This is a genomic window from Devosia sp. CAU 1758 (assembly GCF_054482695.1).
This window is the reverse complement of record NZ_JBTLRJ010000001.1, coordinates 51019-74247: the sequence shown is the minus strand read 5'-3', so window position 1 is coordinate 74247 and position 23229 is coordinate 51019. Positions and strand designations below refer to the sequence as shown.

Annotated in this window: 23 protein-coding genes; 9 read left to right on the top strand and 14 right to left on the bottom strand. The window is 62.9% G+C overall.

Annotated elements, in window-relative coordinates; translation table 11 throughout:
- The gene (locus ACXYMS_RS00385; RefSeq protein WP_458903054.1) at nucleotides 1-945 is read right to left on the bottom strand and encodes a carbohydrate kinase family protein; all 945 of its coding nucleotides are present in this window, start codon (nucleotides 943-945) and stop codon (nucleotides 1-3) included.
- A 189-nt stretch (nucleotides 946-1134) separates the two neighbouring features.
- Between ACXYMS_RS00385 and ACXYMS_RS00380 the strand changes: the two genes are divergently transcribed.
- A complete protein-coding gene (locus ACXYMS_RS00380) occupies nucleotides 1135-1713 on the top strand; it encodes a TRAP transporter small permease subunit (protein ID WP_458903053.1) in 579 nt (192 codons plus the stop codon).
- Nucleotides 1713-3101: a TRAP transporter large permease gene (locus ACXYMS_RS00375; protein WP_458903052.1), complete on the top strand. Its 1389-nt coding sequence runs from the start codon at nucleotides 1713-1715 to the stop codon at nucleotides 3099-3101. Before ACXYMS_RS00380 ends, ACXYMS_RS00375 begins: the two co-directional genes overlap by 1 nt.
- A gap of 100 nt (nucleotides 3102-3201) precedes the next feature.
- Here the strand turns inward: ACXYMS_RS00375 and ACXYMS_RS00370 are convergent, their stop codons facing one another.
- The 4 genes from ACXYMS_RS00370 to ACXYMS_RS00355 form a co-directional block, all read right to left on the bottom strand.
- A complete protein-coding gene (locus ACXYMS_RS00370) occupies nucleotides 3202-5337 on the bottom strand; it encodes a histidine kinase dimerization/phosphoacceptor domain -containing protein (RefSeq protein ID WP_458903051.1) in 2136 nt (711 codons plus the stop codon).
- Entirely contained in the window at nucleotides 5330-5779 is a 450-nt protein-coding gene (locus ACXYMS_RS00365) for a YbaN family protein (protein ID WP_458904552.1), read from the bottom strand. The genes ACXYMS_RS00370 and ACXYMS_RS00365 overlap by 8 nt, the downstream gene beginning before the upstream one ends.
- 152 nt (nucleotides 5780-5931) lie before the next feature.
- Nucleotides 5932-7554, bottom strand: coding sequence for an ABC-F family ATP-binding cassette domain-containing protein (locus tag ACXYMS_RS00360; RefSeq protein ID WP_458903050.1), 1623 nt, complete (start codon nucleotides 7552-7554; stop codon nucleotides 5932-5934).
- 248 nt (nucleotides 7555-7802) lie between these two features.
- Complete coding sequence (locus tag ACXYMS_RS00355; protein WP_458903049.1) at nucleotides 7803-8903, bottom strand: TRAP transporter substrate-binding protein; 1101 nt, start codon at nucleotides 8901-8903, stop codon at nucleotides 7803-7805.
- Nucleotides 8904-9149: 246 nt separating this feature from the next.
- Here ACXYMS_RS00355 and ACXYMS_RS00350 point away from each other — a divergent pair, with 246 nt between their 5' ends.
- The 3 genes from ACXYMS_RS00350 to ACXYMS_RS00340 all read left to right on the top strand — a co-directional run bounded on the left by ACXYMS_RS00350 (nucleotide 9150) and on the right by ACXYMS_RS00340 (nucleotide 10940).
- Entirely contained in the window at nucleotides 9150-9542 is a 393-nt protein-coding gene (locus ACXYMS_RS00350; protein ID WP_458903048.1) for a COG4315 family predicted lipoprotein, read from the top strand.
- Nucleotides 9543-9639: 97 nt separating this feature from the next.
- Entirely contained in the window at nucleotides 9640-10146 is a 507-nt protein-coding gene (locus ACXYMS_RS00345; RefSeq protein WP_458904550.1) for a sigma-70 family RNA polymerase sigma factor, read from the top strand.
- Nucleotides 10143-10940, top strand: a complete 798-nt coding sequence (locus ACXYMS_RS00340) for an anti-sigma factor family protein (RefSeq protein WP_458903047.1) — start codon at nucleotides 10143-10145, stop codon at nucleotides 10938-10940. Before ACXYMS_RS00345 ends, ACXYMS_RS00340 begins: the two co-directional genes overlap by 4 nt.
- Before the next feature lie 32 nt (nucleotides 10941-10972).
- Here the strand turns inward: ACXYMS_RS00340 and ACXYMS_RS00335 are convergent, their stop codons facing one another.
- The 4 genes from ACXYMS_RS00335 to eda all read right to left on the bottom strand — a co-directional run bounded on the left by ACXYMS_RS00335 (nucleotide 10973) and on the right by eda (nucleotide 14287).
- A complete protein-coding gene (locus tag ACXYMS_RS00335; RefSeq protein ID WP_458904548.1) occupies nucleotides 10973-12148 on the bottom strand; it encodes an alpha-hydroxy acid oxidase in 1176 nt (391 codons plus the stop codon).
- 82 nt (nucleotides 12149-12230) lie between these two features.
- On the bottom strand, nucleotides 12231-12905 hold the full coding sequence (gene modB / locus ACXYMS_RS00330; protein WP_458903046.1) for a molybdate ABC transporter permease subunit: 675 nt from the start codon (nucleotides 12903-12905) through the stop codon (nucleotides 12231-12233).
- A complete protein-coding gene (gene modA, locus ACXYMS_RS00325) occupies nucleotides 12905-13645 on the bottom strand; it encodes a molybdate ABC transporter substrate-binding protein (protein WP_458903045.1) in 741 nt (246 codons plus the stop codon). The genes modB and modA overlap by 1 nt, the downstream gene beginning before the upstream one ends.
- 6 nt (nucleotides 13646-13651) lie before the next feature.
- Nucleotides 13652-14287: a bifunctional 4-hydroxy-2-oxoglutarate aldolase/2-dehydro-3-deoxy-phosphogluconate aldolase gene (eda, locus tag ACXYMS_RS00320; protein ID WP_458903044.1), complete on the bottom strand. Its 636-nt coding sequence runs from the start codon at nucleotides 14285-14287 to the stop codon at nucleotides 13652-13654.
- A gap of 128 nt (nucleotides 14288-14415) precedes the next feature.
- On the opposite strand from eda, the gene nadA reads away from it, so the two are divergent.
- A complete protein-coding gene (gene nadA / locus ACXYMS_RS00315) occupies nucleotides 14416-15483 on the top strand; it encodes a quinolinate synthase NadA (RefSeq protein ID WP_458903043.1) in 1068 nt (355 codons plus the stop codon).
- Between the two features lie 146 nt (nucleotides 15484-15629).
- Here the strand turns inward: nadA and ACXYMS_RS00310 are convergent, their stop codons facing one another.
- The gene (locus ACXYMS_RS00310) at nucleotides 15630-16016 is read right to left on the bottom strand and encodes a RidA family protein (RefSeq protein WP_458904546.1); all 387 of its coding nucleotides are present in this window, start codon (nucleotides 16014-16016) and stop codon (nucleotides 15630-15632) included.
- Nucleotides 16017-16141: 125 nt separating this feature from the next.
- Here ACXYMS_RS00310 and ACXYMS_RS00305 point away from each other — a divergent pair, with 125 nt between their 5' ends.
- Together ACXYMS_RS00305 and ACXYMS_RS00300 are read left to right on the top strand one after the other, a co-directional pair.
- A complete protein-coding gene (locus ACXYMS_RS00305; RefSeq protein WP_458903042.1) occupies nucleotides 16142-16711 on the top strand; it encodes a tetratricopeptide repeat protein in 570 nt (189 codons plus the stop codon).
- A 22-nt stretch (nucleotides 16712-16733) separates the two neighbouring features.
- Entirely contained in the window at nucleotides 16734-17030 is a 297-nt protein-coding gene (locus ACXYMS_RS00300) for a GNAT family N-acetyltransferase (RefSeq protein ID WP_458903041.1), read from the top strand.
- Here the strand turns inward: ACXYMS_RS00300 and ACXYMS_RS00295 are convergent.
- The 3 genes from ACXYMS_RS00295 to ACXYMS_RS00285 all read right to left on the bottom strand — a co-directional run bounded on the left by ACXYMS_RS00295 (nucleotide 17027) and on the right by ACXYMS_RS00285 (nucleotide 20574).
- Nucleotides 17027-18079 carry a DUF3298 domain-containing protein gene (locus tag ACXYMS_RS00295; RefSeq protein ID WP_458903040.1) on the bottom strand — a complete coding sequence of 351 codons (1053 nt, stop codon included), beginning with the start codon at nucleotides 18077-18079 and terminating at the stop codon, nucleotides 17027-17029. The two genes, ACXYMS_RS00300 and ACXYMS_RS00295, sit on opposite strands and share 4 nt — an antisense overlap.
- Nucleotides 18080-18145: 66 nt before the next feature.
- Nucleotides 18146-19834, bottom strand: a complete 1689-nt coding sequence (locus ACXYMS_RS00290) for a sensor domain-containing diguanylate cyclase (protein ID WP_458903039.1) — start codon at nucleotides 19832-19834, stop codon at nucleotides 18146-18148.
- Between the two features lie 122 nt (nucleotides 19835-19956).
- Nucleotides 19957-20574 (bottom strand): alpha/beta hydrolase, encoded by a 618-nt coding sequence (locus ACXYMS_RS00285; protein ID WP_458903038.1) that lies wholly within the window; start codon nucleotides 20572-20574, stop codon nucleotides 19957-19959.
- A gap of 139 nt (nucleotides 20575-20713) precedes the next feature.
- Here ACXYMS_RS00285 and ACXYMS_RS00280 point away from each other — a divergent pair, with 139 nt between their 5' ends.
- Nucleotides 20714-22108 (top strand): L-serine ammonia-lyase, encoded by a 1395-nt coding sequence (locus tag ACXYMS_RS00280; protein ID WP_458903037.1) that lies wholly within the window; start codon nucleotides 20714-20716, stop codon nucleotides 22106-22108.
- Between the two features lie 151 nt (nucleotides 22109-22259).
- Here the strand turns inward: ACXYMS_RS00280 and ACXYMS_RS00275 are convergent, their stop codons facing one another.
- Complete coding sequence (locus tag ACXYMS_RS00275) at nucleotides 22260-23228, bottom strand: PDR/VanB family oxidoreductase (protein WP_458903036.1); 969 nt, start codon at nucleotides 23226-23228, stop codon at nucleotides 22260-22262.
- Between the last annotated feature and the right edge of the window lies 1 nt (nucleotide 23229).

Below are 23229 nucleotides of genomic sequence, written 5' to 3'. Positions count from 1 at the left end.
TTACGCCGAAAGCGCCGCATCCACTTCCGCCCGGCTGGGCGGCTGGCAGCCCTTGCGGCCGCAATTGATGCCGGCCACCACCGCGCCAAAGCGCAGCATCTCGGCCAGTTGCCCGGCGTCGAGCGCCGCAAGACCACCGCGCTTGAGGGCGCCGGCCTCGCCCAGCCATGTCAGGATTCCCGCCATCAGGCTGTCCCCGGCCCCCACTGTGTCACCAAAGACGGGCGGCGTATAAACCGGCGCGCTGGTACCGGCATGGCGCGTAAAGGCCCGGGAGCCATGCTCCCCCAACGTAACCACCACGAGTTCGCAATGCGGGCGCGCGAGCAGTTCGGCAGCATGCGCCTCGATGCTTGCGCCAGGCATGAGCCAGTCGTGATCGTCTTCCGAGAGCTTGACCAGATGCGCCAGGTCGAGAAAGCCCGAGAGCCGTGCGCGATAACCCTTCTCGTCATCCACCAGCTTGTCACGCACATTGATATCGAACGAGACGGTGGCGCCCCGCCCGATTGCCGCATGCACGACATCGGTCCACACCGCCGCGTCTTCCTCAAGGATCGGGCAGAAGCCTCCGACCTGATAGAGTTCAATCGCCTCGGGCAAAGCCGAGAGCATGCCCTCGCGCGTAAAGGCCCGGTCAGCGCCACGCTCGAACACATAGCTTGCCTGCATCTTCTCGTTGAAGCTGACAATCGCCTTGGTCGTGGGTGCCGCCACCCGCTCTTCGAGCAGCACCTTCACCCCGGCTTCCGTCAGCGGCTTCAGGAGCAGGTCGCCATGCTCGTCCTGGCTGATCGGGCAAAGGAACCCGGTATCATTGCCAAGCTTGCTCAATGCGATGGCGCAATTGAAGGGCGAGCCACCCGCCAGCGCCACGCGCTCGGCCCCGGCCTCTGCCGAAACCGGCACCAGATCGATAAGGCTTTCTCCCCCGACAACGAACATGCGCACCTCCAGCTTCGCTTGCGCCGCTCCATAGCACTTTCGTATCAGATGTCACCAATTCGATGCAGCTTCGTCCTGCATTTGCGCCAGTATCGGATTGACCCACTGGACGGATAATGCTCAATCGGTTCCAGAAAAAGGCGCGCAAAAGCGCCATTTCATAGTCTGGGGAACTGGGAGACGCACACCATGCAAGCGCTCGCCGTGCTGGTCCGATTGATCAGCGCCATTAACTGGCTTGTCGGCCAGGTCCTGTCGTGGCTGGCTCTTGCCTGTGTGCTGGTCTGCTTTACCGTCGTGGTGCAGCGCTACGTGTTCAGCACCTCGACCCTGTGGATGCAGGACCTCTATGTATGGCTCGGCGGCGCCATGTTCACCGGGGTTGCCGGCTTTGCACTGCTGCGCAACGACCACGTGCGGGTGGATGTGTTCTATCGGCCCGCCCCGATCCGCCGCAAGGCGATCGCGGACCTCATCGGCGTACTGCTATTCCTCCTGCCTTACGTCTATGTCGTCTGGACTTATACTTTCACCGCCGTAGCCCGCTCCTGGAGCTATCATGAAGGCTCGGCCAATATCGGTGGCATGCCGGGCCTGTTCATCCTGAAGAGCTTCATCCTGGTCTTCGCCGTGCTGGTGGGCCTGCAGGGGCTGGCCATGGCTGCCCGCTCCATCCTCGTGCTGGCCGGCCGCGAGGACCTGCTACCTGCCCATCTTCGCTATGAAAACCCTGACGAAAACGACCATCCCGCCGGAGAAATTGCCTGATGGATCCCGTATTGCTTGGCGAGATCCTCTCCGCTGTCATGTTCTTCGGCGTCATCGGCGTGCTCATGCTGGGCTTCCCGGTGGCCTTCTCACTGGCCGGCACTGCCCTGATTTTTGGACTGATTGGCTGGTGGCTGGGGGTCTATGATCCCTCCAATTACGGCTCCCTGGCCGGTCGCTACATCGGCCTCATGACCAATGAAGTGCTGGTCGCCGTACCTCTCTTCATTTTCATGGGCGTGATCCTCGAACGCAGCGGCATTGCCGAGCAATTGCTGCTCACCATGGGCAAGCTCTTCGGCAATCTGCGCGGCGGCCTCGGCCTTTCGGTCATTCTCGTCGGCGCGCTTCTCGCCGCCTCCACCGGCGTCGTCGGCGCCACCGTGGTCACCATGGGTCTCATATCCCTACCCGCCATGCTGCGCGCCGGCTATGATCCGAAACTGGCCACCGGCGTCATCTGCGCCTCGGGTACCCTTGGACAGATCATTCCCCCCTCGACCGTCCTCATCTTCATGGGCGACATGCTGGCCGGCATCAATGCCCAGGTTCAGATGGAAAAGGGCAATTTCGCCCCCGAGCCGGTCTCGGTAGGGGCGCTGTTCGCCGGCGCCATCATTCCCGGTCTGCTGCTGGTCGGCCTCTATGCCGCCTTCATGGTCTTCAAGGCCATCACCGACCCCAAATCCTGCCCCGCGACGCCGGTGCCTGAGGCCGAAAAAGCCGGGCTGATGCGCGAAGTCTTCGTCGCCCTCGTCCCGCCACTGCTGCTGATCGTCGCCGTGCTCGGCTCCATCCTGGGCGGTGTCGCGACCCCCACCGAGGCCGCCTCGGTCGGCTCGGTCGGCGCCATTCTGCTAGCCGTGCTGCGCCGTCGCATCAACTTCTCCATCCTGCGCCAGGCGGTCGTCTCCACCGCCACCATCACCTCGATGGTCTTCGTCATCCTGTTTGGTGCGGCCGTGTTCTCCATCGTCTTCCGCATGATGGGCGGCGACAATCTGGTGCACGAATTCCTCTCGTCCATGCCGGGCGGCGCCATCGGCGCCATGATCATCGTCATGTTGATCATGTTCCTGCTCGGCTTCATCCTCGATACCTTCGAAATTATATTCATCGTCATCCCCATCACCGCCCCAGTGCTCCTGGCGCTCGATGTCGATCCGATCTGGCTCGGCGTGATGGTGGGCGTGAACTTGCAGACGAGCTTTCTTACGCCGCCCTTCGGCTTCGCCCTCTTCTACCTGCGCGGCGTCGCCTCCAATGCGGTCACCACCGGCGCCATCTACCGCGGCGCGGTGCCTTTCGTGATCCTGCAACTGATCGGTATCGGCCTGCTGTTCGCCTTCCCGCAGCTGATCACCTGGCTGCCCGACCTGCTTTACTAGCTTGGGCCGTTCCGAGCGACTGATCCGAGCTGGCGAGAGTCGAAGCGCGGTAGCCATGAGAGCCATGCTCGAATGGCGGATCACTGCCCAACGCGACGTCCTATGCCAGCTCTGGTGGGTCTCCGGCCCCCATGATGGGCGCCGTTAGCCGAATCCTCAATCCAGGGCGATTGTCTTCGCGCTCCAGTTGTCCATCAAGGCTCTGGACCAGTGTTGCCATCATGCGCGACCCGAATCCGGTGCCTTCCGTCGACTGCCCGCCGTGCCCCCTGCCACGATCCGACACGATCAGGCGCAGTGAGTCCCGGAATTGGTCAAGTTGCACGTGCAAGGGACCAGGCCGACCGTCATAGGCATATTTCAGCGCATTGGTGACGAGTTCATTGACCACCAGACCCAAACGAACAGCCCTATCGGTGCTGATCAGAATCGGCGCGAAGTCGGTAACCATCTGGCCGGACCATTCAGCATCCAGGCTGGAACCGAGCTCCTCCAACAACTCGCCGAGATAGCGCGAAAGATCCACGACGCGCACGCTGTCATCCTGATAGAGGCGGCGATGCACCAAACCCACCGCCATCAAACGTTGCTCGGCCTGAGCGAGATGTTCGCGAACCTCCGGGGGAGCATTGCGGCTCTGCATGCGCAAGAAGGCCGCCACCAGCGAGAGCGAGTTCTGCACGCGGTGGTTCACCTCTTTGAGCAAATAGTCCTTCTGTTCGATCAGCGTCTCATTTTCGCGCAGTGTCGTGGTCAGCTCCTTGTTGAGTTGACGCATGCGCCTGTTATTTCGCGCCTCTAGCATCAGCTTGACGACACGCTGTGCAGATTCCACTTCCGCATGGGTCCATTCGCTGGACTGTCCCTTGACGCTTTCCGACCATGCTTCGAAAGACGAACGCGGCTGCAATTGCGCGTCGGGACTATGGGCAACATCCTTGTGTGGGTTCCCGGCCCACTTGACCACCTGCAATTGCTCCGCGCGAAACCACATTAGGATCGTGGGCAATTCCGTTGACATGGTCACCGCGAGCAGTCCGCTGGCGCGATCGCTGAAGGCTTCGGCACCTGGCATCTGCTGGGAGAGGCTCGATGTGGCAATGGGCGCAATGGCAGCCGGCCGGCGCACGAACTCAGCCACGGCACGAACATCGATCTCATCGGGACATTGCCCCCAGCAGTACAGCTTACTGCCTTGCACCGCCGCAAAGGCATCGGCCTGCAGCAAGTCGGCCAGGTTCTTGCCCGAACCGGCAAGGAAATCCTTCAGTCCGTCGTCGTCGCCCAGTCGCGCCAGAACCACGTCTTCCTGCGCCCTGAGGCGAATACGCTCGCGGAACAGCTGCCGATCATCCCGGGCCTTGACTTGCCGCGCCAGCGCCGAGGCGAGGGTCTGGCAGGCCAATCGCGTGGTCAGCGAGAGCGGGCGCGGTTCATGGTGATGGCAGGCAATCAGGCCCCAGAGCAGATTGCCGTTGACGATCGACATTGATGCGGACGCCGCGACGCCCATGTTCTTGAGATATTGCAGATGCACCGGGGACACGCTTCTCAGCGTGGAATCGCTCATGTCGATCTGGGACAGATCGGTCGAGGCGCTGCGCACCGGGGCGGGTGTGTAATGCACATCGGCAATCACCCGCACCTTGTTGCGCACATAGAGCTCCCGAGCCTGTTTAGGGATGTCGGTGGCCGGGAAGTGATGGTTCATGAAGCTCGAAGAGCTGTCCGTGATACTCTCACCCAGCACGACGCCGGCATCGCCATCAACGAAGCGATAAATCATCACCCGGCTATAGCCGGTCAATTCCTGGAACACACGCGCCGCCTGATGGCACAAATCCTCCAGCGTCGTCGCCTGTTCCAGCCGCCCACCCATGGTTTCGACCTCGGCCAGGAAAGCCGCGTCCAAAGCCTCGCTGTCATCCTTGTCCGTTAATTCGACAATCAGATGTGCGCCGCTGCGATAGGCGATGCAGTCGCGCACAGAACCGGCATAGTTGACAGCGCCGACAACCAGAATGCCTGACTGCGGCAAGCGGGGACCAATCTGGGCCCCTGTGCGGCCGATCAACGCGTCCAGCTTCTGGCCTAATACCGGCATCTGACAACCGGCCTCACCCACGACAATATCGTCATCGTCGACAATCAGCATTTCGCCAAAAGGCTGGATCGCTCCCGGGATGTGGATCGGTTCCCGGTCGCAACTCGTCAACGCACTGGCGAAGTCATTCATCGTGTTTCTCCGCCCCCATCGGCGCCCTCGTTCCCACGGGATCAGCTGCAACGCGAACATCCGGGCTTCGATCCGTTAGGTCCGGCGGCTCAGGTCGTGTTATTACGAACACACCAATGCCGATCAGCGCAACCGCCACCAGCATCGCCACCCACAATGGCGGCTTTGCCGTCAGAACGAACATGCAAAGACCCAGCGTCATGCCGCCCAGCGAATAAAACTTGTGCCGCCGAGCGATTGCCCCGTTCTCCCGCCACGCCGTGATCGGCGGACCGAATTGCTTATGGTTGAGCAGCCATACCTCCGCTTTTTGCGACGAGCGGGCGAAACACCAGGCCGCCAGGATCAGGAACGTGGTCGTCGGCATCAGCGGCACAAAGACACCAATGATCCCGAGCGCGACGAAAAACCAGCCAAGGGCAAAGTAAAGAGGACGGAGAATGATGCACCTATCGGGTTTGACGCCTGTCCATAGCAGCCCGTTTTCTCCGGCGTCGAGACACCGGAGCGATCTGATGCCAACCCGACCATGAGCCCGCCAACATAACTCTGTCAGCGGCAGATCGCTCCATCTCGGACGAACAGGCGCATCAGTCAGCCCCGCAGCCCCGGCGCCTCCTGCCCTGTCGCTTCGACATATTCGCTATAGCCCCCGCCATAGGCATGCACGCCATCCGGGGTCAGCTCCAGCACGCGATTGGAGAGCGCGGCGAGGAAATGCCGGTCGTGGCTGACGAACAGCATCGTGCCCTCGAAATTGGACAGCGCCTCGATTAGCATCTGCTTGGTCTGGATATCGAGATGGTTGGTCGGCTCGTCCAGCACCAGGAAGTTCGGCGGATCGAACAGGATCAGCGCCATGGCCAGCCGGGCCTTTTCGCCACCCGAAAGCACCCGGCACTTCTTTTCGATATCATCGCCCGAAAAGCCGAAACATCCCGCCAGCGCCCGCAACGGCGCCTGCCCGGCCTGCGGGAAGTGCGATTCCAGCGTCTGGAAAATGGTTTGGTCGCCATCGATAACATCCATGGCGTGCTGGGCGAAATAGCCCAGCTTGACACTTGGGCCGCGAGAAATGCTCCCCGCGTCCGGCTGGGCGGTCCCTGTCACCAGCTTGAGCAGGGTCGACTTGCCCGCGCCATTGACCCCCAGGATGCACCAGCGCTCACGTCGCCGCACATGGAAGTCCAGCCCGTCATAGATGGACCGGCTGCCATAGGCCTTCTTCACCTTCTCGATCCGCACGATATCCTCGCCCGATCGTGGCGCCGGGCGGAATTCGAAATTGACCATCTGCCGTCGCTTTGGCGGCTCCACCCGGTCGATCTTGTCGAGCTTTTTTACCCGGCTTTGCACCTGTGCGGCGTGGCTCGCCCGCGCCTTGAAGCGCTCGATAAAGGCGATTTCCTTGGCCAGCATGGCCTGCTGCCGTTCGAACTGGGCCTGCTGGTTACGATCGGCAATCTCGCGCTGGCTCTGATAGAATTCGAAATCGCCGGTATAGCTGGTCAGCGTACCGGCATCGATCTCGATGATCTTGTTGACGATCCGGTTCATGAAGGCCCGGTCATGCGAGGTCATCAGCAGTGCCCCGGTATAGGCGCCGAGAAATTTCTCCAGCCAGATCAGGCTTTCAAGATCCAGATGGTTGCTCGGTTCGTCCAGCAGCAACACATCGGGCTTCATCAGTAGGATGCGCGCCAGCGCCACCCGCATCTTCCAGCCGCCCGACAGCGCACCAACATCGCCATCCATCATTTCGGGCGAGAAGCCGAGCCCCGCCAGCACTTCACGAGCCCGTCCATCCAGCGAATAGCCGTCCAGCTCCTGGAAACGCCCCTGCACCTCGCCATAGCGCTCAATGATCGCGTCCATCTCGTCGGCCTTGTCGGGGTCCGCCATGGCGGTTTCCAGCACCGCCATCTCGGCCATCAGCTCGCTGACCGGCCCGGCCCCGTTCATCACTTCGCTCACCACCGGGCGGCCTTCCATCTCGCCCACATCCTGGCTGAAATAGCCGATGGAAATGCCGCGATCGACCGACACCTGGCCCTCATCGGGAGCCTCTTCGCCCGTCATCATCCGGAACAGCGTGGTTTTGCCCGCCCCGTTCGGTCCGACCAGTCCGATCTTCTCGCCCTTCTGCAGTGACGCAGAGGCCTCAATGAAGACAATCTGCTTGCCGTTCTGCTTGGAAATATTGTCGAGCTTGATCATCGCAGGGGGGCTTTCAGACAGGATTGGCGCCAAACCATCGGCGCCTGTGCCTCCCTCCCCCTTTGCGGGGAGGGATTGAGGGTGGGAGTGCGCCGACCTTGATTTCTCAATCAGGACGACTTGTCGCCCGTAAAGCATCCCATGCCTACCAAGACAAGGCATGTCCCGCGATCATCAGCCATGCCCGACAAAAAGGGCCCCACCGCCGGAGCGATGGGACCCGATCATTTCGCCTCTCGGCGCTCCGCTTAGCTGTACTTGATGTACTTTTCGCGGGCGACGAGGAACGGCATGTCCGTGCCCTCGGTGCGGGTACGCAGGAGGTTGAGGGCAGAGATGAAGCTCTCGGCCGTTTCCTTGGTCAGCGCATCGCCACCTTCGCGGATTTCGGCAATCAGCTCCATCGACGCGGTCGCGCCGGCCTCGATGATTTCCTCGGGGAACTGGCGCACATTGACGCCATGCTCGCTGACCAGCGCCTGAAGGGCGCGCGGATCATTGGCATACATGTCCGAGGACACGTCGTCATAGGACGCCTGGGCCGCGATACGGACGATTTCCTGCAGGTCTTCAGGCAACTCGGCCAGCTTGGCCTTGTCGACCACGACTTCGGTGGCGAGGCCCGGCTCGACGAAGCTTGGGAAGTAATAGTTCTTGGCGACCTGGTGGAAGCCAAGGGCCAGATCGTTGTAGGGGCCAACGAATTCGGCAGCATCGAGCGTGCCCGACTGCAGCGCGGCAAAGATTTCGCCAGCGGCGAGGTTGGTCACCGAAGCGCCGAGCTTTGCCCACACCTGGCCACCCAGGCCTGGGGTGCGGAAACGCAGGCCCTGCACATCGGCAACGCCGGTCAGTTCGTTCTTGAACCAGCCGCCCGCCTGGGTGCCGGTATCGCCCGACAGGAACCCCTGCAGGCCGAACTGGTCATAGATCTTGTCCCAGATTTCCTGGCCGCCGAGATAGCGCACCCAGGCACCGAGCTCGCGGTTGGTCATGCCGAAGGGCACGCCGGTGAAGAACGAGAGCGCCTGGCTCTTGTTCTGCCAGTAATAGGCAGCGCCATGGCTCATTTCGGCCGAGCCGTCGATGACGGCGTCGAGGGCCTGCAGGCCGGGGACCATCTCACCTGCGGCAAACACCTGTACGGTCAGACGACCGCCGGAGGCCTTGGTGATGCGGTCGGCAAGCTTCTGCGCGCCGACGCCCAGGCCGGGGAAATTCTTGGGCCAGGTGGTGACCATGCGCCAGGTGATATTGCCCTGGGCGATCGCCGGGGTGGCCAGCGTGGCCGCGGCGGCAGCGCCGATAGTAGCAACCGAAGCCTGCTTGAAGAACTCGCGTCTTTTCATTGGGTATCCTCCCGATAGACTGACTGAACTTTTATTTCGCTGCACCACCTGACATTGGCGGTGCGGCGCTTGGGCGCTAACAAATCAATACGCGCCTCGTCTGTCCAGCATGTTGTTGCACGACATAGCGAATTCTCATCCACCTACGGCAAGCAAAAAAGTTCTGGTCGTCGGGATTAAATCGGCCCGGGCGGTGTTTGTCCTGTGAGGCCGCAAATCGCGGCTCGCAACAGGAGGGACAATCCCGTGCAATTTAGTTCGATCCTGGCTGGCGCCACCGCGCTCGCCCTTCTTGCAACTCCAGCCCTGTCTGCCGAATATCTGGGCGGCGACGTCGTCTCCACCGATATCGGTGGCCAGATGGTGCTAACCGATTTCAACGGCATGACGCTCTACATCTTCGACAAGGACACTGCCGGCGTCTCCAATTGCTACGACACCTGCGCCGAAAAATGGCCGCCACTTTTCGCCGACGCCGATGCCACGGCCGAAGGCGATTTCTCGGTGGTCGAACGCACCGATGGCACCATGATGTGGGCCTACAAATCCATGCCGCTTTACTACTGGGTCGAGGACATGGCCCCCGGCGACATCAAGGGTGACGGCGTCGGTGGCGTCTGGCATCTTGCTGTTGAGTAGTGAGACGCGTCGCATAGGGAGAGACGGTCCGGTGAACCGTTTCTAGCGCCGAACGCCCGCAAAGCTGTGCTCGAAGGGCCAGATGCCGAGTGATCTCGTGGTCGATTTTCTCGATGAGCTCGAAGCCTGCGTACCGGCCTTGCGCCGCTATGCCCGGGCGCTCACGCGCAATATCGACCATGCTGATGACCTGGTGCAGGATTGCCTGGAACGCGCCATTTCCCGTCGGGGCCTGTTTCGCCCCGGCGGACCGCTGCGCCCCTGGCTTTTCACCATCCTGACCAATCTGCACCGCAACGCACGGCGGAGCGAACATCGCCGCGGCGAGACCCTCGACCTTGATTCTCTGCCCGAGCTCGGCATTCCGGCGTCCCAACCGGGGCACCTGGCGCTGGCCGAATTGTCTCGTGCCATCGGCACCCTGCCGCTCGAACAGAAGGAGGCTCTGCTGCTTGTGACCCTTGAGGGCCTTGCCTATGCCGAGGCCGCCACCATTCTCAATATTCCGCTCGGCACGCTGATGAGCCGGCTGGGCCGCGCCCGCGCCACCCTGCGGCAATTGACAGGAATGGTTCAGGAGCCACATCTGAGGTCGGTCAAATGAGCGAGATTACCCGCGACACATTGATGGCTTTTGTCGACGGCCAGTTGGACCACGACGCCAGCGCCGCCGTCGAAGCCTTCCTGGCCGCCAATCCGGAAGTCGCCGTCGAACTGGGACAGATGCAGCGCCAGGCCGACGCCATCCAGGCGCTCTACGGGCCGGTAGCGAGCGAGCCCGTTCCGGCCCGCCTCGATCCGCATCGTCTGGCCCTCAGGCAGTCGCGCCGCCGCTGGCAGGGCATGGCCCGCGCCGCCGCCATAGTCTGTGTGCTCGGCATCGGCATGGCCGCCGGCTGGTTGCTCCGTCCGGCCACCGACGGCCCGGACCTGTACAATCGCCTCATCGCCGACGCCGTCAGCGCCCATACGGTCTTTGTCGTCGAGAACCGCCATGCGGTGGAAGTCCCCGCCAGCGACGGCGAACATCTCTCCAGCTGGCTCTCCAACCGCCTCGGAACGGGACTGGCCATGCCGGACCTGGCAAATGCCGGATTCAGTTTCCTCGGCGGACGCCTGCTGCCGGCGCCGGCCATTCCCGGAGGGCGCGCCGCGCAATTGATGTATGAGGATCAGGACGGCGAGCGGGTGACGCTCTATATCACCCCGTCCACCGGCATTGATGGTCCCGAACTCGAACTGGTGCGGCTGAGCGGCGACAATGCACTCTACTGGGCCAATGCGATCATCACCTGCACCATTGTCGGCCCGCAGGCGCCCGAAGCGCTGCAGGTTCTCGCCGACAGCATCTTCGCCCAGTTGACCCCATCAGGCCCGGCGACCTATCGCGAACTCTGATACTTCTCCCTGCGGGCGAGATGAAGATCGCCTCAGAGCCTTTTGGCCGGCGCATTCCTCGGCGGAATATCGTTCGAGTAGATATTGTGCAGCCCGACATTGAGGATGTCGCGCTCACCACACAGAGCCATGGTGGTGTCGATCTCCTTGCGGATGATCTCGAGCACGCGGGTCACCCCCGCCTCGCCACCGGCGCCCAACCCATAGAGCATCGGCCGTCCGATAAAGGTCGACTTCGCGCCATAGGCCAGCGCCTTGATTACGTCCTGTCCGCTGCGAATGCCGCTATCGAGATAGACTTCGGTCTTGTGGCCGACACGGTCCACGATCTCGGGCAAGACGCGAATGGTCGAAGGCGCGCCATCGAGCTGCCGCCCGCCATGATTGGAGACCACCACGGCGTCGGCGCCATTGTCCACCGCCGCCTGCGCGTCATCGGCGTCGAGCACGCCCTTGACGATCACTGGCCCGCCAAACCGCTCCTTGATCCACTTGATGTCGCCCCAATTGAGCGTCGGATCGAACTGGCTGGCCGTCCAGGCCGAGAGCGAGGCGAGGTCATGGTCGCCGCTGACATGACCCACAATATTGCGGAACGTGTGCCTTTTGGTCCCCAGCATGCGCATGCACCACAGCGGATGCTGCATCATCTGCCAGATAGAAGTGGCATTAAACTTGGGCGGCGTCGAAAGCCCGTTCCTGATGTCCTTGTGCCGCTGCCCTAGGATTTGCAGGTCCATGGTCAGCACCAGCGCCGAGCATTTCGCGGCTTTGGCGCGGTCGATCAGCCTGTTGATGAAGTCGCGGTCGCGCATCACATAGAGTTGGAACCAGAAGGGCGCACTTGTGTTCTCGGCGATGTCCTCGATCGAGCACACGCTCATGGTTGAGAGTGTGAAGGGAATGCCGAATTTCTCCGACGCCTTCGCCGCCTTGATCTCACCATCGGCGGTCTGCATTCCGCCAGTTGCCGCCGGAGCAATGGCCACCGGCATCGTGATTTCCTGGCCCAGCATCTTGACCTTGAGATTGCGCCCCTCAAGATTCACCGCCACCTTCTGGTTGAGCTTGATCTTGTTGAAATCGCTCTCATTCTCCCGGTAGGTCCCCTCGGTATAGGAGCCGCTATCGGCATATTCGAAGAACATCTTCGGCACCCGGCGCCGCGCCAGCCGCATCATCTCCTCAACGGTCAGAACCTTGTCGATGGCGGTCATGTCAGGGCGCTCCAGGCTGTTCCTGGGTTGCCGTACCAACTAACATGTTAGTAGTCAACGCAGTGCCCGGACGCTATGCTCGCTGACCTCGGCGCCCCACCGCCAGCGTCGCCAGCACCACTGTGAACCCGAACAGCACCATGCCCCCCGCCAGCACATGCGCCCGGTCCCAGTCCAACCGCTCGACGAAGTCGTAGATGGCGATGGACAGCACCTTGGTCTGCCCCGGTATATTGCCCCCGATCATCAGCACCACCCCGAACTCGCCCATCGTATGGGCAAAGCTCATGATGGCGCCGACCAGATAACCCGGCCGTGCCAGCGGCAGGGCAATGCGGAAGAAGCGCTTCAAGCGGGACGCCCCCAGCGTCTGCGCCACTTCGAGCACTTCGGTCTCGATGGCGGCAAAGGCGTTGCGCAGCGGCTGCACCATGAAGGGCAGCGAGGCGATGACCGAGCCGATGACCAGCCCGGCAAAGGAAAAGGCCAGCGTTCGCGCGCCCCACAGTTCCGCGAGCGCCCCGCCCGGCCCGCTCGGCCCCAGCGCCAGCAACAGATAGAAGCCGAGCACTGTCGGCGGCAACACCAGCGGCAGGGTCACCAGCGCCCCCACGACCTCCCTGCCGGCCCAGCGTCCATGCGCCAGCCACCAGGCAATGGGCGTGGCGACGACGATCAGGATCACCGTGACACAAAGCGCCAGCGCCAGGGTCAGACTTATAGGGGAAATGAGCGGGCCAAGTTCCATCAGGGAACAGAATAGCCCGCCGCCTCGATCACCGCTATGGCCGCCTCGGAGCGGAGGAAATCGTGAAAAGCAACAGCCGCCGTATCGCCCTCCCCCGCCTTGAGCAACACCGCCCCCTGTTCGATCGGCTCATGCAGATCTTCCGGCACCAGCCAGATATCCGCCGCGCCCACAACCTGGCTGGCGGCCACAAAACCCAGTTCCGCATTGCCGCTTTCGACAAATTGCAGGGTTTGGGAAATGTTCGCGCCCATGACCAGCCTTGATGCCATGACATCATAGAGGCCAAGCGCCACCAGCGTTTCTACCGCCGCCCGCCCATAGGGCGCGGCCTCCGGATCGGCTATGGCCAGTTTGCTGAAGTCGGTCCCAAGCGCGGCATCCCCATCGCTCAGGTCACGACCCGACCCGTAAAGCGCCAGGCGCCCCTGGGCGTAGACGAAGAGTGACCCCTCGACCCCAAAACCTTCGGCAATCGCCAGTTCCGGCCGGTCCAAGTCCGCCGCAAGAAACACGCCGAACGGCGCCGCCTGGCTGATCTGCGCATAAAGCTGGCCGGTGGCCCCAAAGCTCAGCGCGACCTGATGCCCGCTCCCGGCTTCGAAAAGCACCGCCAGCTCCTCGGCTACCGCAGTGAAATTGGCTGCCACGGCGACATTCACCGTCTCTGCCAGGGCCACCGGTGCGCTGGTTGTGAGCAGACCGGAAATGAGCAGGGCGCGGCCAGCAATCCCACCCACAAGCAACTACCCCCTCAGCGCACTGGCTTCCTTCGCCAGCGCCTCGATCCGGGCGAAATCGCCACTCGCCAGTGCGTCCGCCGGCATGATCCAGCTTCCACCCACGCAGATGACATTGGGCAGGCCGAGATAGACCTTGGCCTTTTCCGGATCGATCCCGCCGGTCGGACAGAAGGTGATGTCGGGCAGCGGCGAGGCATAGGCCTTGAGCACCGGCGCGCCGCCCAGCGCCTCGGCCGGGAAGAACTTGAGGAAACTGTAACCCCGCTCGGCCGCCGTCATCGCTTCGGTGGGCGTCCCGATGCCCGGCAGCAGCGGAATGGCCACGTCTTCGGCGGCATCGAGCAGCCGCGGCGAGGCCCCGGGCGAGACCATGAAGCGGCAGCCGGCATCCACCGATTGCTTCATATGCGCGCCATTGCGCACCGTGCCCGAGCCGACAATGGCCCCGGTCACCTTGGCCATTTCTTCCATCACCTTGAGCGCATTGGGCGTCCGCAGCGTCACTTCCAGCACCGGCAAGCCGCCGGCCACCAGCGCCTCGGCCAGGGGCCGCGCCTGCGCGACGTCATCCAGGATGATGACCGGCACCACCGGCGCCAGCGAGAGAATGGAGTGGATGGCGTTGGCGTCCTGCGGCATGGAGATAGACCTCGGCTGTAAAATTCGACCTCAGCGTTAGGCGGATGCCGAAATTCCTGCAAGACCATTCATTGAAATGAAAGCTGAAAATACCTAGGTTCCGGCTCACTTGGGCGGGAGAGGGTTCCATGGTTCAGACGATCAATGCGGTGACCCCGCTCACCGAGGCCCGCGCCATCATGGTCGACAGTTTCGACCTGAAGTTCTCAAAGGCCGTCGAACGCGCCACCGACAAGATCTTCGACCGGGTCAAGGACAAGATCCCGGAGATCGAGTGGCCCTTCTATGCGCCGCTGATCTTCCAGATCAACCGGCTCAAGAAGGAGAAGGACGCGGTCATCCTCGCCCATAATTACCAGACCCCGCAGATCTATCATGGTGTGGCCGATGTCGTGGGCGACAGCCTGCAACTGGCAATCGAGGCCACCAAGGTCCGGCAATCGATTATCGTCCAGTGCGGCGTGCATTTCATGGCCGAGACCAGCAAATTGCTCAACCCCGACAAGACCGTACTGATCCCCGATAGCCGCGCCGGCTGCTCGCTCTCCGAAAGCATCACCGCCGAGGACGTTATTGCCATGCGCGCCCAATATCCCGGCGCCCCGGTCGTCACCTATGTGAACACATCGGCCGCCGTGAAGGCGGTGACCGATGTGTGCTGCACCTCCTCCAACGCCCTCGACATCGTCAATCGGGTCGAGGGCGACAGCGTCATCATGATCCCCGATCAATACCTGGCGGCCAACACTGCCAAGAAGACCAAGAAGAAGATCATTACCTGGGCCGGTGCCTGTGAGGTGCACGAGACCTTCACCGCCGAGGACATTTCCGAGCTGCGCCACGCCTACCCGACCGCCAAGATCATCGCCCATCCCGAATGCCCGCCCGAGGTCATCGACGCGGTCGATTTTGCCGGCTCTACCGCCGCCATGATCGACTGGGTCAAGACCAACAGGCCGCCCCGCGTGGTCATGGTCACCGAATGCTCCATGTCCGACAATGTCGCCAGCGAAACCACCGGCGTCGACTTCCTGCGCGGCTGTAATATCTGCCCGCACATGAAGCGCATCAATCTCGAAAACGTCCTCTGGTCTCTCCATACCGGCACCGAGGAAGTGACGATCCCCCAAGACATCATCGCCCCCGCCCGCCGCGCCGTGGAACGCATGATCGAGCTGAGCCGGAAAGGTGACTAACCCATCAACGAGCACGATGGACACCCTCCCCTTGACGGGGGAGGATGGGTGGGGGTGCCCTCGCGCTCAAACCCAGTTCGTTAGCATCCCTCCCCATCCCTCCCCGTCAAGGGGAGGGTGTCCATCGAGCGCGTTGCTCCATCTCTTCAGAACCGCTTCGCCACAAGGTCGATCTCCACCAGCGCCCCCAAAGCCAGCGCTGTTACCCCCACTGTTGTCCGCGCCGGCAATTTTCCGGCCTCGAAAAAGCTCGGCCACAGCGCATTGAGCGCCGCATAATCGCGCTCGAATTGGGTGAGATAGATGCGGGCCACGGTGACATGCTCCAGCCCCAGCCCGATTCCCCCCAGCACGATCTTCAGATTCTCGATCACCCGCCGCGTCTGCGCCTCGATCCCCTCGGGCAGCGGCGCATCGGGTGCATCGGGGTCGGTCGGCATCTGCCCGGTCACGAACACGAAACCGTCGGTTTCCACCGCATGGCTGAAGGGCGCGACGGGGCGCGGCCCCGAGGAGATCATGTGATATTGCAATTGGCTCATTCTGCCCAATTCCCGTTCAATCCGTTTGCCCAACCGAGCCTGTCCGGCCCATCTCTGTCAACCGCCCGTGAACACCCTTGCCGCCGCCTGCCGAACCGGTCAGACTTGCCTCCGCAATGAGCACCCTGACCCGACTGGTGATCGCCGCCCTGCTGCTGGCCCTTGTGCCTGCGCCGCCCGCCTATGCTCAGACCTATACCCGCAGCGCTGCCGAATCCGCTGAACTCGATGCTCTCTTCGCCCGGCTCTCTTCTGCCACCGACGAGCCCACGGCCCGCGCCATTGCCACAGACATCTGGACTGTCTGGACCCAGCCCGATGATCCCGTCGTCGCGGCCCGCGTCGCCCAGATCATGAGCGCTGGAGGGCTAGCCGGACCGGCCAGCCAATTGCCATTGATCGACGCGCTGGTAGCCGATTTTCCCGATTATGCGGAAGGCTGGAACCTGCGCGCCACCGCCCATTTCCTCAACGGCGCTTATGATAAATCGTTGGCCGACATCGACGAGACGCTGAAACGCGAGCCACGCCATTTTGGCGCCCTGGCCGGCCGCGCTCTCATCTATCACACCCAGGGCAAACACGAGCACGCAATCGAAGCAGTGAAAAAAGCGCTCGACATTCACCCCTTCCTGCCCGAACGGGCGCTGTTTCCAGAATTGGGCGCACCACCCATCCGAAGCTGAACTTCACGAGGACGACAAGACCATGGCCGATGGCGACTACAAGATCACCCGCGAAGAGGGCCCGACACGCGGCCGCTATGTCATTCATCTGGCCCCCGGCGCCGAAGCGGAAATGACCTACCGCAAGACCGCGGACACGCCCATGGTCATCGACCATACCGGCGTGCCCCCGGCCTATGAGGGTCGGGGCATTGCCCTGCAATTGGTCAAGGCGTCAATCGCAGACGCCCGCGCTGAGGGATTCAAGATTACGCCGGTCTGCCCCTATGTCGTGGCTCAGTTCCGCCGCCACCCCGAATGGCGAGACCTCCTGGCCTAAAAGCCGTAGCGGTAGCGGTCTGCGTCCTCGGCGAGATAAGGCGCCAGTGCCTCCCAGCTGACGCGGGTCGTCGGCGCACCATAGGCATAGGCCGAAATTTCATAGGGCTGAAACTGGACGATCAGCCCATAGGGATCCGAAAGGTCCCAGCGCGCCGGGTTGACGATCGACTCCGCTATATAGCTGGTGTCGTCGAGCATCAATGCGTCGCCATGCTCTTCCCTTGCCGCTTCCACCACCAGGTTCAGCAGGCCCTTCTGCCAGCCCTTGCCGGCAAAGATGTCGCCCGCCTCCAGCCAGCGCTGCTCATCGCGCAGAAAATGCAGCCATGTGGTGGTGTAATTGCCGTGGGCCGCGCCATGCCCATACCAATAGGTATCGACCCGCAGCCCGATGCGATTACCGGACATGTCCTCTACGGCGATCGAATTGGTCGTGTCGCTGCTGACGTCGTCCGCAATGGTCTCGGGGCCGCCCTGTGCCGCAAGGCCGCTCGAAATCACCTCGCCTTCGGTCAGAACCGCCTCGTTGAACGCCAGTGCAAAATCCTCGTCGCTGTCGATCTGCACCAGGGCCAGTTCATGCTGGGCCACCGGCCAGCTGGAGTCCGGATTGTCCGCCTCATAGGGGTCGGGCAAGGCAGCAAATCGCCCGACCGGGTAAAAGCGCGTGCCATCGATCATGCGGCTGGTCTCGAGTACCCGGCTGCGACTGTTGAACACATCCACAAGGCACGAAACGCCCCTCTCGTCATAGTCGCCAGTGCGGAGCGGCTCTGCGGTGCGGGTGCAGACTCGACCGGCATAGTCGAGCCACTCCCGCTGGCTGCCCCTTATGTCGGCAAGAGCTGCGTCCGACAGCCCCCCGATGGCGGTTGCGTAGGTCTTGGCCAGCCGGTCATCGGCCACCGAGAGTTCGGGATTGTCGCAGATCGCTTGCTCGAACGGCGTCCCGGCCTTGGAGCAGTCAAAGCTCGCCGCCAGAGCCGATCCGGCATTCACCAACGCACCACCCAGCAGCAGCGCCACACAACAGGCCAGTCGGATCATTCGCGGTCCCCGCAACATCTTGTTACCGCCCATGTTAGCCAGGCGCCACCGGCCCGTCATCAGGCTTCATCCCTTGGCGCTACGCGATGGCGCCATCAACTCGGCGTCAAAGACCACCACCATATTGCGGCCCTCGGCCTTCGCCATGTAGAGCGCCGTATCGGCCATATCTGTGGCCACCTCGAGACTGTCGCGGGCAGCGGCGAGGCAGGCCCCGACGCTGACGGTCACGGCAATGGACCCGGCCTCGCCGGCTCCGATCGGACGTGCATCAATAGCCGCCATCACCCTGGCCGCAGCGTCCCGCAGCAGCGCCGGCGTGCAATCAGGCAGTAGCAAGATGAATTCGTCACCGCCCCAGCGCGCGCAACTGTCCTTGGGGCCCAGCGCCATGCTGACGCGGCGTGCCACCTCCAGAACCACCACGTCCCCGGCCGCATGGCCATAGCGGTCATTGATCAATTTGAACCGATCAATATCGAGCAGTAGCAGGCCATATTCGCCATGCGGCAACAGGGCGGCATGTTCAGCCAGGAAGCCGCGGCGATTGAGAATGCCCGTCTGCCCGTCCCTGAACGCCAGCTGTTCGAGGTCGCGCGTCCGCTCGCGCACCCGCGCTTCGAGCAGGCGTGTATTGTCGTCGACCGCGGCCGCCATCTCGGTAAACGAAGCGGCCAACCGGCCGATTTCGTCCTGCTGTCCGGTGCCCATGCCCATGGCCGGGCCATAATCTCCGGCGCGGGCGCTGCGCACCACCCCTTCAAGCGCAACCACCCGGTCGAGCACCGCCCGCTTGAACACCAGCATCAGCAGCACGGCCACCAGCGTCATCACCACCAGCAACAAGAGCCCGATGGGAACGAACAGCCGGCGGTCGATAATGGCATCGAGCTCCATCAGCGTGACATTGAACCAGCCCAGCTTGTCCAGATACCCCACCCCGACGAGGGTCTGCTGGCCGCCTATGGATACAAAGGACGATTGCGCCAGCGCCGCTCCACTGGCGACACTGTCCATCATCCGGGTGAGCGTCTGTCGGTCCTCATCCGTGTCGACCATCGAATAGACACTGCGCTTGTCGCTCAATTCCGAAGACAGGCTCGCAAGGCTCACCAGGTTCTCATCGCGATGAGCCTGCACCTGGCCCATGCGATCCACGAACATCGTGGTCACCCCGACCTGGGGCACATTGACCACTTCCTGGATGAAGTTGGTGAGGTCAATGCCGGTACCGAGCACGCCCAGCACATTGCGCCCCTCGCGGATGACGCAGTTCATCCAGACCTTTGTGACCCGCAGATTGGCGTCATTGTCGACATTGAGGTGACAGCCCTCGCCCAGTGCGCGGGTCGAAAAATACCATGCATCCCGCGGATTGCCGGGCGAAACCGCATAGCGCAACTGGTCGCCGGCATAGGCGTTGGCGGCGTCATTGAAATAGTAATTGCCGGACCGGTCGATGACGAAAAAATAGGAACGGTCGGCGAAGCTCTGGCGGAAATGCTCCAGCTCGGCAATGCCGCGCCGTTGCAGCGCCTCGTCATCCTCGGCCAGCGCCCAATCGCGGATGGCCTGGCTCCCAGCCAGCGTTTCGGCCAGCGAGACTTCGCGCAACAGGGCTTCCAGCCCCCGGTGCCGGTCATAAAGCACCTGTTTTTCGGCAAACAGCGTCCCGAGCTGGATGAGTGTGGAACTGACCACCCAATTGAAGGCAAAGCCTGCCGGCACGGCCACCACGGCGAAGCCGAGCAGCACGAACAGCAATACCCTGAGGGATAGGGTATCGGCTATGCGACGTCCAATCTGAAAAATGATTGAACCTTCCTGGTGGACGGGATTATCGCTGCGATCCTTGTCGGAAACGCCTCAATATCCTGTTAACGCCTCGGCATATCCGGGGCGTGGAGGAAGGCCCGCATTGCCGCCACTTCCTCATTGCGCACCTCATGTCCGCCCTCATGCCAGGCCAGTTGCGTCTGCGCCCCATTGGTAGAGAAATATTCGGCCAGCGCCTGTGTCTCACCTGCCGGGGCAATCGGATCTCGCCGCCCGGCGGTGATCAGCACCCCGCGCCCGGAAAAATCGGCCGGCGCCGGCGCAAAGGGGATCAGCGGATGCATCAGAATCGTGGTGTCGAACAGATCCGGCGCCTCAAACTGCATCGACGCCAGGATATTGGCGCCATTGGAATATCCCAGCCCCAGCAACTGGGATGGACGCTCCGGCCCGATCTGCTCGCGCACGAATTCGGCCATTGCCGCCGTCCGCTGCCTGAGGTCCGCCATGTCATAAACACCCTCGCCGGTGCGCCGGAAATAGCGCAGGGCGCCATGTTCACTGACATCACCCCTTGGGGCCACCCGGCGCGCGCCAGGCAGGATTTGGCCCGCTAGCTCAAAGAACTGGTTCTCGTCACCACCGGTGCCGTGAAAAAGAAAGATGACCGGCGCGCTGGCATCGTCAACCGGGTCGGCACGAAACTGATAATGAGACATGGCGAAAACTCCTTTGCCCCGATATTGGCCGTTTGCCGCCGCAGGGCAACCGGCCGCCCGCGTCACACACTGTTGCCCATTGCGAAACAGTGACCGCTTCCCCCAATTGCGCAGAGCCGGGTTCAGGTTAATATGGCCCATGTTTTTGTCAGTCTTCGACGTGTTCAAGATCGGCATTGGTCCCTCGAGCTCCCACACCATGGGACCGATGACCGCCGGTCGCCGCTTTCTCGATGATCTCGCCGCCGGCAATTGGCCGCGCGCTGCCCGCGCCCGTCCCGCCGCCATCACGGCGAGCCTGCATGGTTCGCTCGCCTTCACCGGCATCGGCCATGGCAGCGACCGCGCCGTGATCCTGGGCCTCGCCGGCGAAGACCCGAAAACCATCGACCCCGACGCCATGAGCACCATTATCGCGACGGTGCGCGACACTGGCCACGTCTCGCCGCCCGGCCACCCCACCTATCGCTTCCGTCCCGCAGTCGATCTAGTGCTCGACAAGGCGACACCCCTGCCCGGCCATCCCAATGGCATGCAGTTCTGCGCCTATGACGAGGACGGACAATTGCTGCTGCGCCGCATCTATTTCTCCATCGGCGGCGGCTTCGTGGTGACCGCCGAAGAGTTCGAGGCCCTGCGCACCGCCTCGCCCACGGATACCGACGTACCCTGGCCCTTTGCCGACGCAGGCGAAATGCTCGACATGGCGAGGCGCTCCGGCCTCTCCATCGCCGCCATGAAGCGCGCCAATGAGGAAGCCCGGCTCTCCCCACGGGCGCTCAACAGCCAGCTCGACACTGTGTGGCAGGTCATGTCCACCTGCATCGACCGGGGCCTCGACCAGCGCGGCGAACTGCCCGGCGGCCTCCGCGTCAAGCGCCGCGCCGCCGCCATCCATGCGCAACTGGCCGACAAATGGCAGCGCAACGAGATCGACCCGCTGATGGCCAATGATTGGCTTTCCGTCTTTGCCATGGCCGTCAATGAGGAGAATGCCGCTGGCGGCCGCGTCGTCACCGCCCCCACCAATGGCGCCGCCGGCGTCATTCCGGCGGTGCTGCGCTATGCGGTCAAATTCAATGCCGGCACCGGCGACGACGCCATCCGCGATTTCCTGCTCACCGCTGCCGCCATTGGCGGCATCGTCAAGCATCGCGCCTCGATCTCGGGGGCAGAAGTCGGCTGTCAGGGCGAAGTCGGCTCCGCCTCGGCCATGGCCGCCGCCGGGCTCTGCGCTATCCTGGGCGGCACGCCCGAACAAGTAGAAAATGCCGCCGAAATCGCGCTCGAACACCATCTTGGCATGACCTGCGATCCGGTCGGCGGCCTTGTGCAGATCCCCTGCATCGAGCGCAACGCCTTCGGCGCAGTCAAGGCGGTCACCGCCGCCTCACTAGCATTGAAGGGCGACGGCACCCATGCCGTACCACTCGACGCCTGCATCGAAACCATGCGCCAGACCGGCCACGACATGAACGAGAAATACAAGGAAACCAGCCTCGGCGGCCTCGCCGTCAATGTCGTGGCCTGCTGATCTACTACCAGCGAAAATGTCCGCTCCTGCGCCCCCTCGCCCCTCAGGGAGAGGGTTGGGGTGAGGGGTGAAGGCCTCTCGGTAAGGCCGCGATGCTGAACCCCTCATCCGGCGCTGCGCGCCACCTTCTCCCCTCGAGGGGAGAAGGGAACTAGCTCCGATACCCCACATCGATCACCGCATGGCCCCCGGTCAGCCGCGAGACGCAGGCGCACATGCGGTGCCCCTTCACTTTTTCCTCGGCGCTGAAGAACACATCGCGATGGTCGATCTGGCCGTCTCTTGCCTCCACCCGCACCGCGCAAAGCCCGCATTCCCCGCGCCTGCAATCGTGGATCATCTCCACCCCGGCGCCCAACAGGGCATCGAGCAGAGTTTGGTCCGACCGCACCGGCACCGTCACCCCGCGATTGAGCACTTCCACCGTGAATGGCTTTTCGGCAAACAGCCCACTATCCCCGAACACTTCATAGCGCAGCCGGCTGACCGGACGTCCCGCCTCGGCCCAGGCGCGCTTGGCCGCTTCCAGCATGCCGATGGGACCGCAGAGATAGCATTCCCCGTCCGGCGGCAGCGCCGCAAATTCGGCGGCGACATCGATATGCTGCCCCAGCGAATTGTCGTTGAGGCTCAGCCTCTCCCCCAGCAGCGCATCGAGCTCCTCGGCAAAGGCCATCAACCGGCGCGAGCGCGCACCATAGACCAGCCGCACCGAGGCGCCCCGCGCCACCAGCGCCTTGGCCATGCCATAGATCGGGGTAATGCCGATGCCGCCGGCCAGCAGCAGATAATGCCTCGCCCGCCAGCTCAGCTCGAACCGGTTCTCCGGCAAGGTGAGCCGCACGGCGTCGCCCGCTTGCAGGCTCCACATATAGCGCGACCCGCCCCGGCTCTGGGGATGCAGTTTCACCGCCGCCGCGATCTGGCCAGCCGGCGCCGGGATTACAGTATAAGTGCGATTGGCCGCTTCCCCATCGATCTCGACCCGGAAATTACTGTGCGACCCCGGATCGAACCGCGACACAGGCCCATCAACGGCAAAGCTGATCTGGCGCACATCATCGGCAATCTGCCGCACAGCGGCGACGCGCGCGTCCCGCCATTCCACCTTGTTGCGCATG

Excerpts from the sequence above, each read along its gene's own strand:
- ACXYMS_RS00385 (WP_458903054.1), bottom strand. The coding sequence starts at position 945 with ATGTTCGTTGTCGGGGGAGAAAGCCTTATCGATCTGGTGCCGGTTTCG.
- ACXYMS_RS00380 (WP_458903053.1), top strand. The coding sequence starts at position 1,135 with ATGCAAGCGCTCGCCGTGCTGGTCCGATTGATCAGCGCCATTAACTGG.
- ACXYMS_RS00375 (WP_458903052.1), top strand. The coding sequence starts at position 1,713 with ATGGATCCCGTATTGCTTGGCGAGATCCTCTCCGCTGTCATGTTCTTC.
- ACXYMS_RS00370 (WP_458903051.1), bottom strand. The coding sequence starts at position 5,337 with ATGAATGACTTCGCCAGTGCGTTGACGAGTTGCGACCGGGAACCGATC.
- ACXYMS_RS00360 (WP_458903050.1), bottom strand. The coding sequence starts at position 7,554 with ATGATCAAGCTCGACAATATTTCCAAGCAGAACGGCAAGCAGATTGTC.
- ACXYMS_RS00355 (WP_458903049.1), bottom strand. The coding sequence starts at position 8,903 with ATGAAAAGACGCGAGTTCTTCAAGCAGGCTTCGGTTGCTACTATCGGC.
- ACXYMS_RS00340 (WP_458903047.1), top strand. The coding sequence starts at position 10,143 with ATGAGCGAGATTACCCGCGACACATTGATGGCTTTTGTCGACGGCCAG.
- modB (WP_458903046.1), bottom strand. The coding sequence starts at position 12,905 with ATGGAACTTGGCCCGCTCATTTCCCCTATAAGTCTGACCCTGGCGCTG.
- eda (WP_458903044.1), bottom strand. The coding sequence starts at position 14,287 with ATGCCGCAGGACGCCAACGCCATCCACTCCATTCTCTCGCTGGCGCCG.
- nadA (WP_458903043.1), top strand. The coding sequence starts at position 14,416 with ATGGTTCAGACGATCAATGCGGTGACCCCGCTCACCGAGGCCCGCGCC.
- ACXYMS_RS00305 (WP_458903042.1), top strand. The coding sequence starts at position 16,142 with ATGAGCACCCTGACCCGACTGGTGATCGCCGCCCTGCTGCTGGCCCTT.
- ACXYMS_RS00300 (WP_458903041.1), top strand. The coding sequence starts at position 16,734 with ATGGCCGATGGCGACTACAAGATCACCCGCGAAGAGGGCCCGACACGC.
- ACXYMS_RS00295 (WP_458903040.1), bottom strand. The coding sequence starts at position 18,079 with ATGATCCGACTGGCCTGTTGTGTGGCGCTGCTGCTGGGTGGTGCGTTG.
- ACXYMS_RS00285 (WP_458903038.1), bottom strand. The coding sequence starts at position 20,574 with ATGTCTCATTATCAGTTTCGTGCCGACCCGGTTGACGATGCCAGCGCG.
- ACXYMS_RS00280 (WP_458903037.1), top strand. The coding sequence starts at position 20,714 with ATGTTTTTGTCAGTCTTCGACGTGTTCAAGATCGGCATTGGTCCCTCG.
- ACXYMS_RS00275 (WP_458903036.1), bottom strand. The coding sequence starts at position 23,228 with ATGCGCAACAAGGTGGAATGGCGGGACGCGCGCGTCGCCGCTGTGCGG.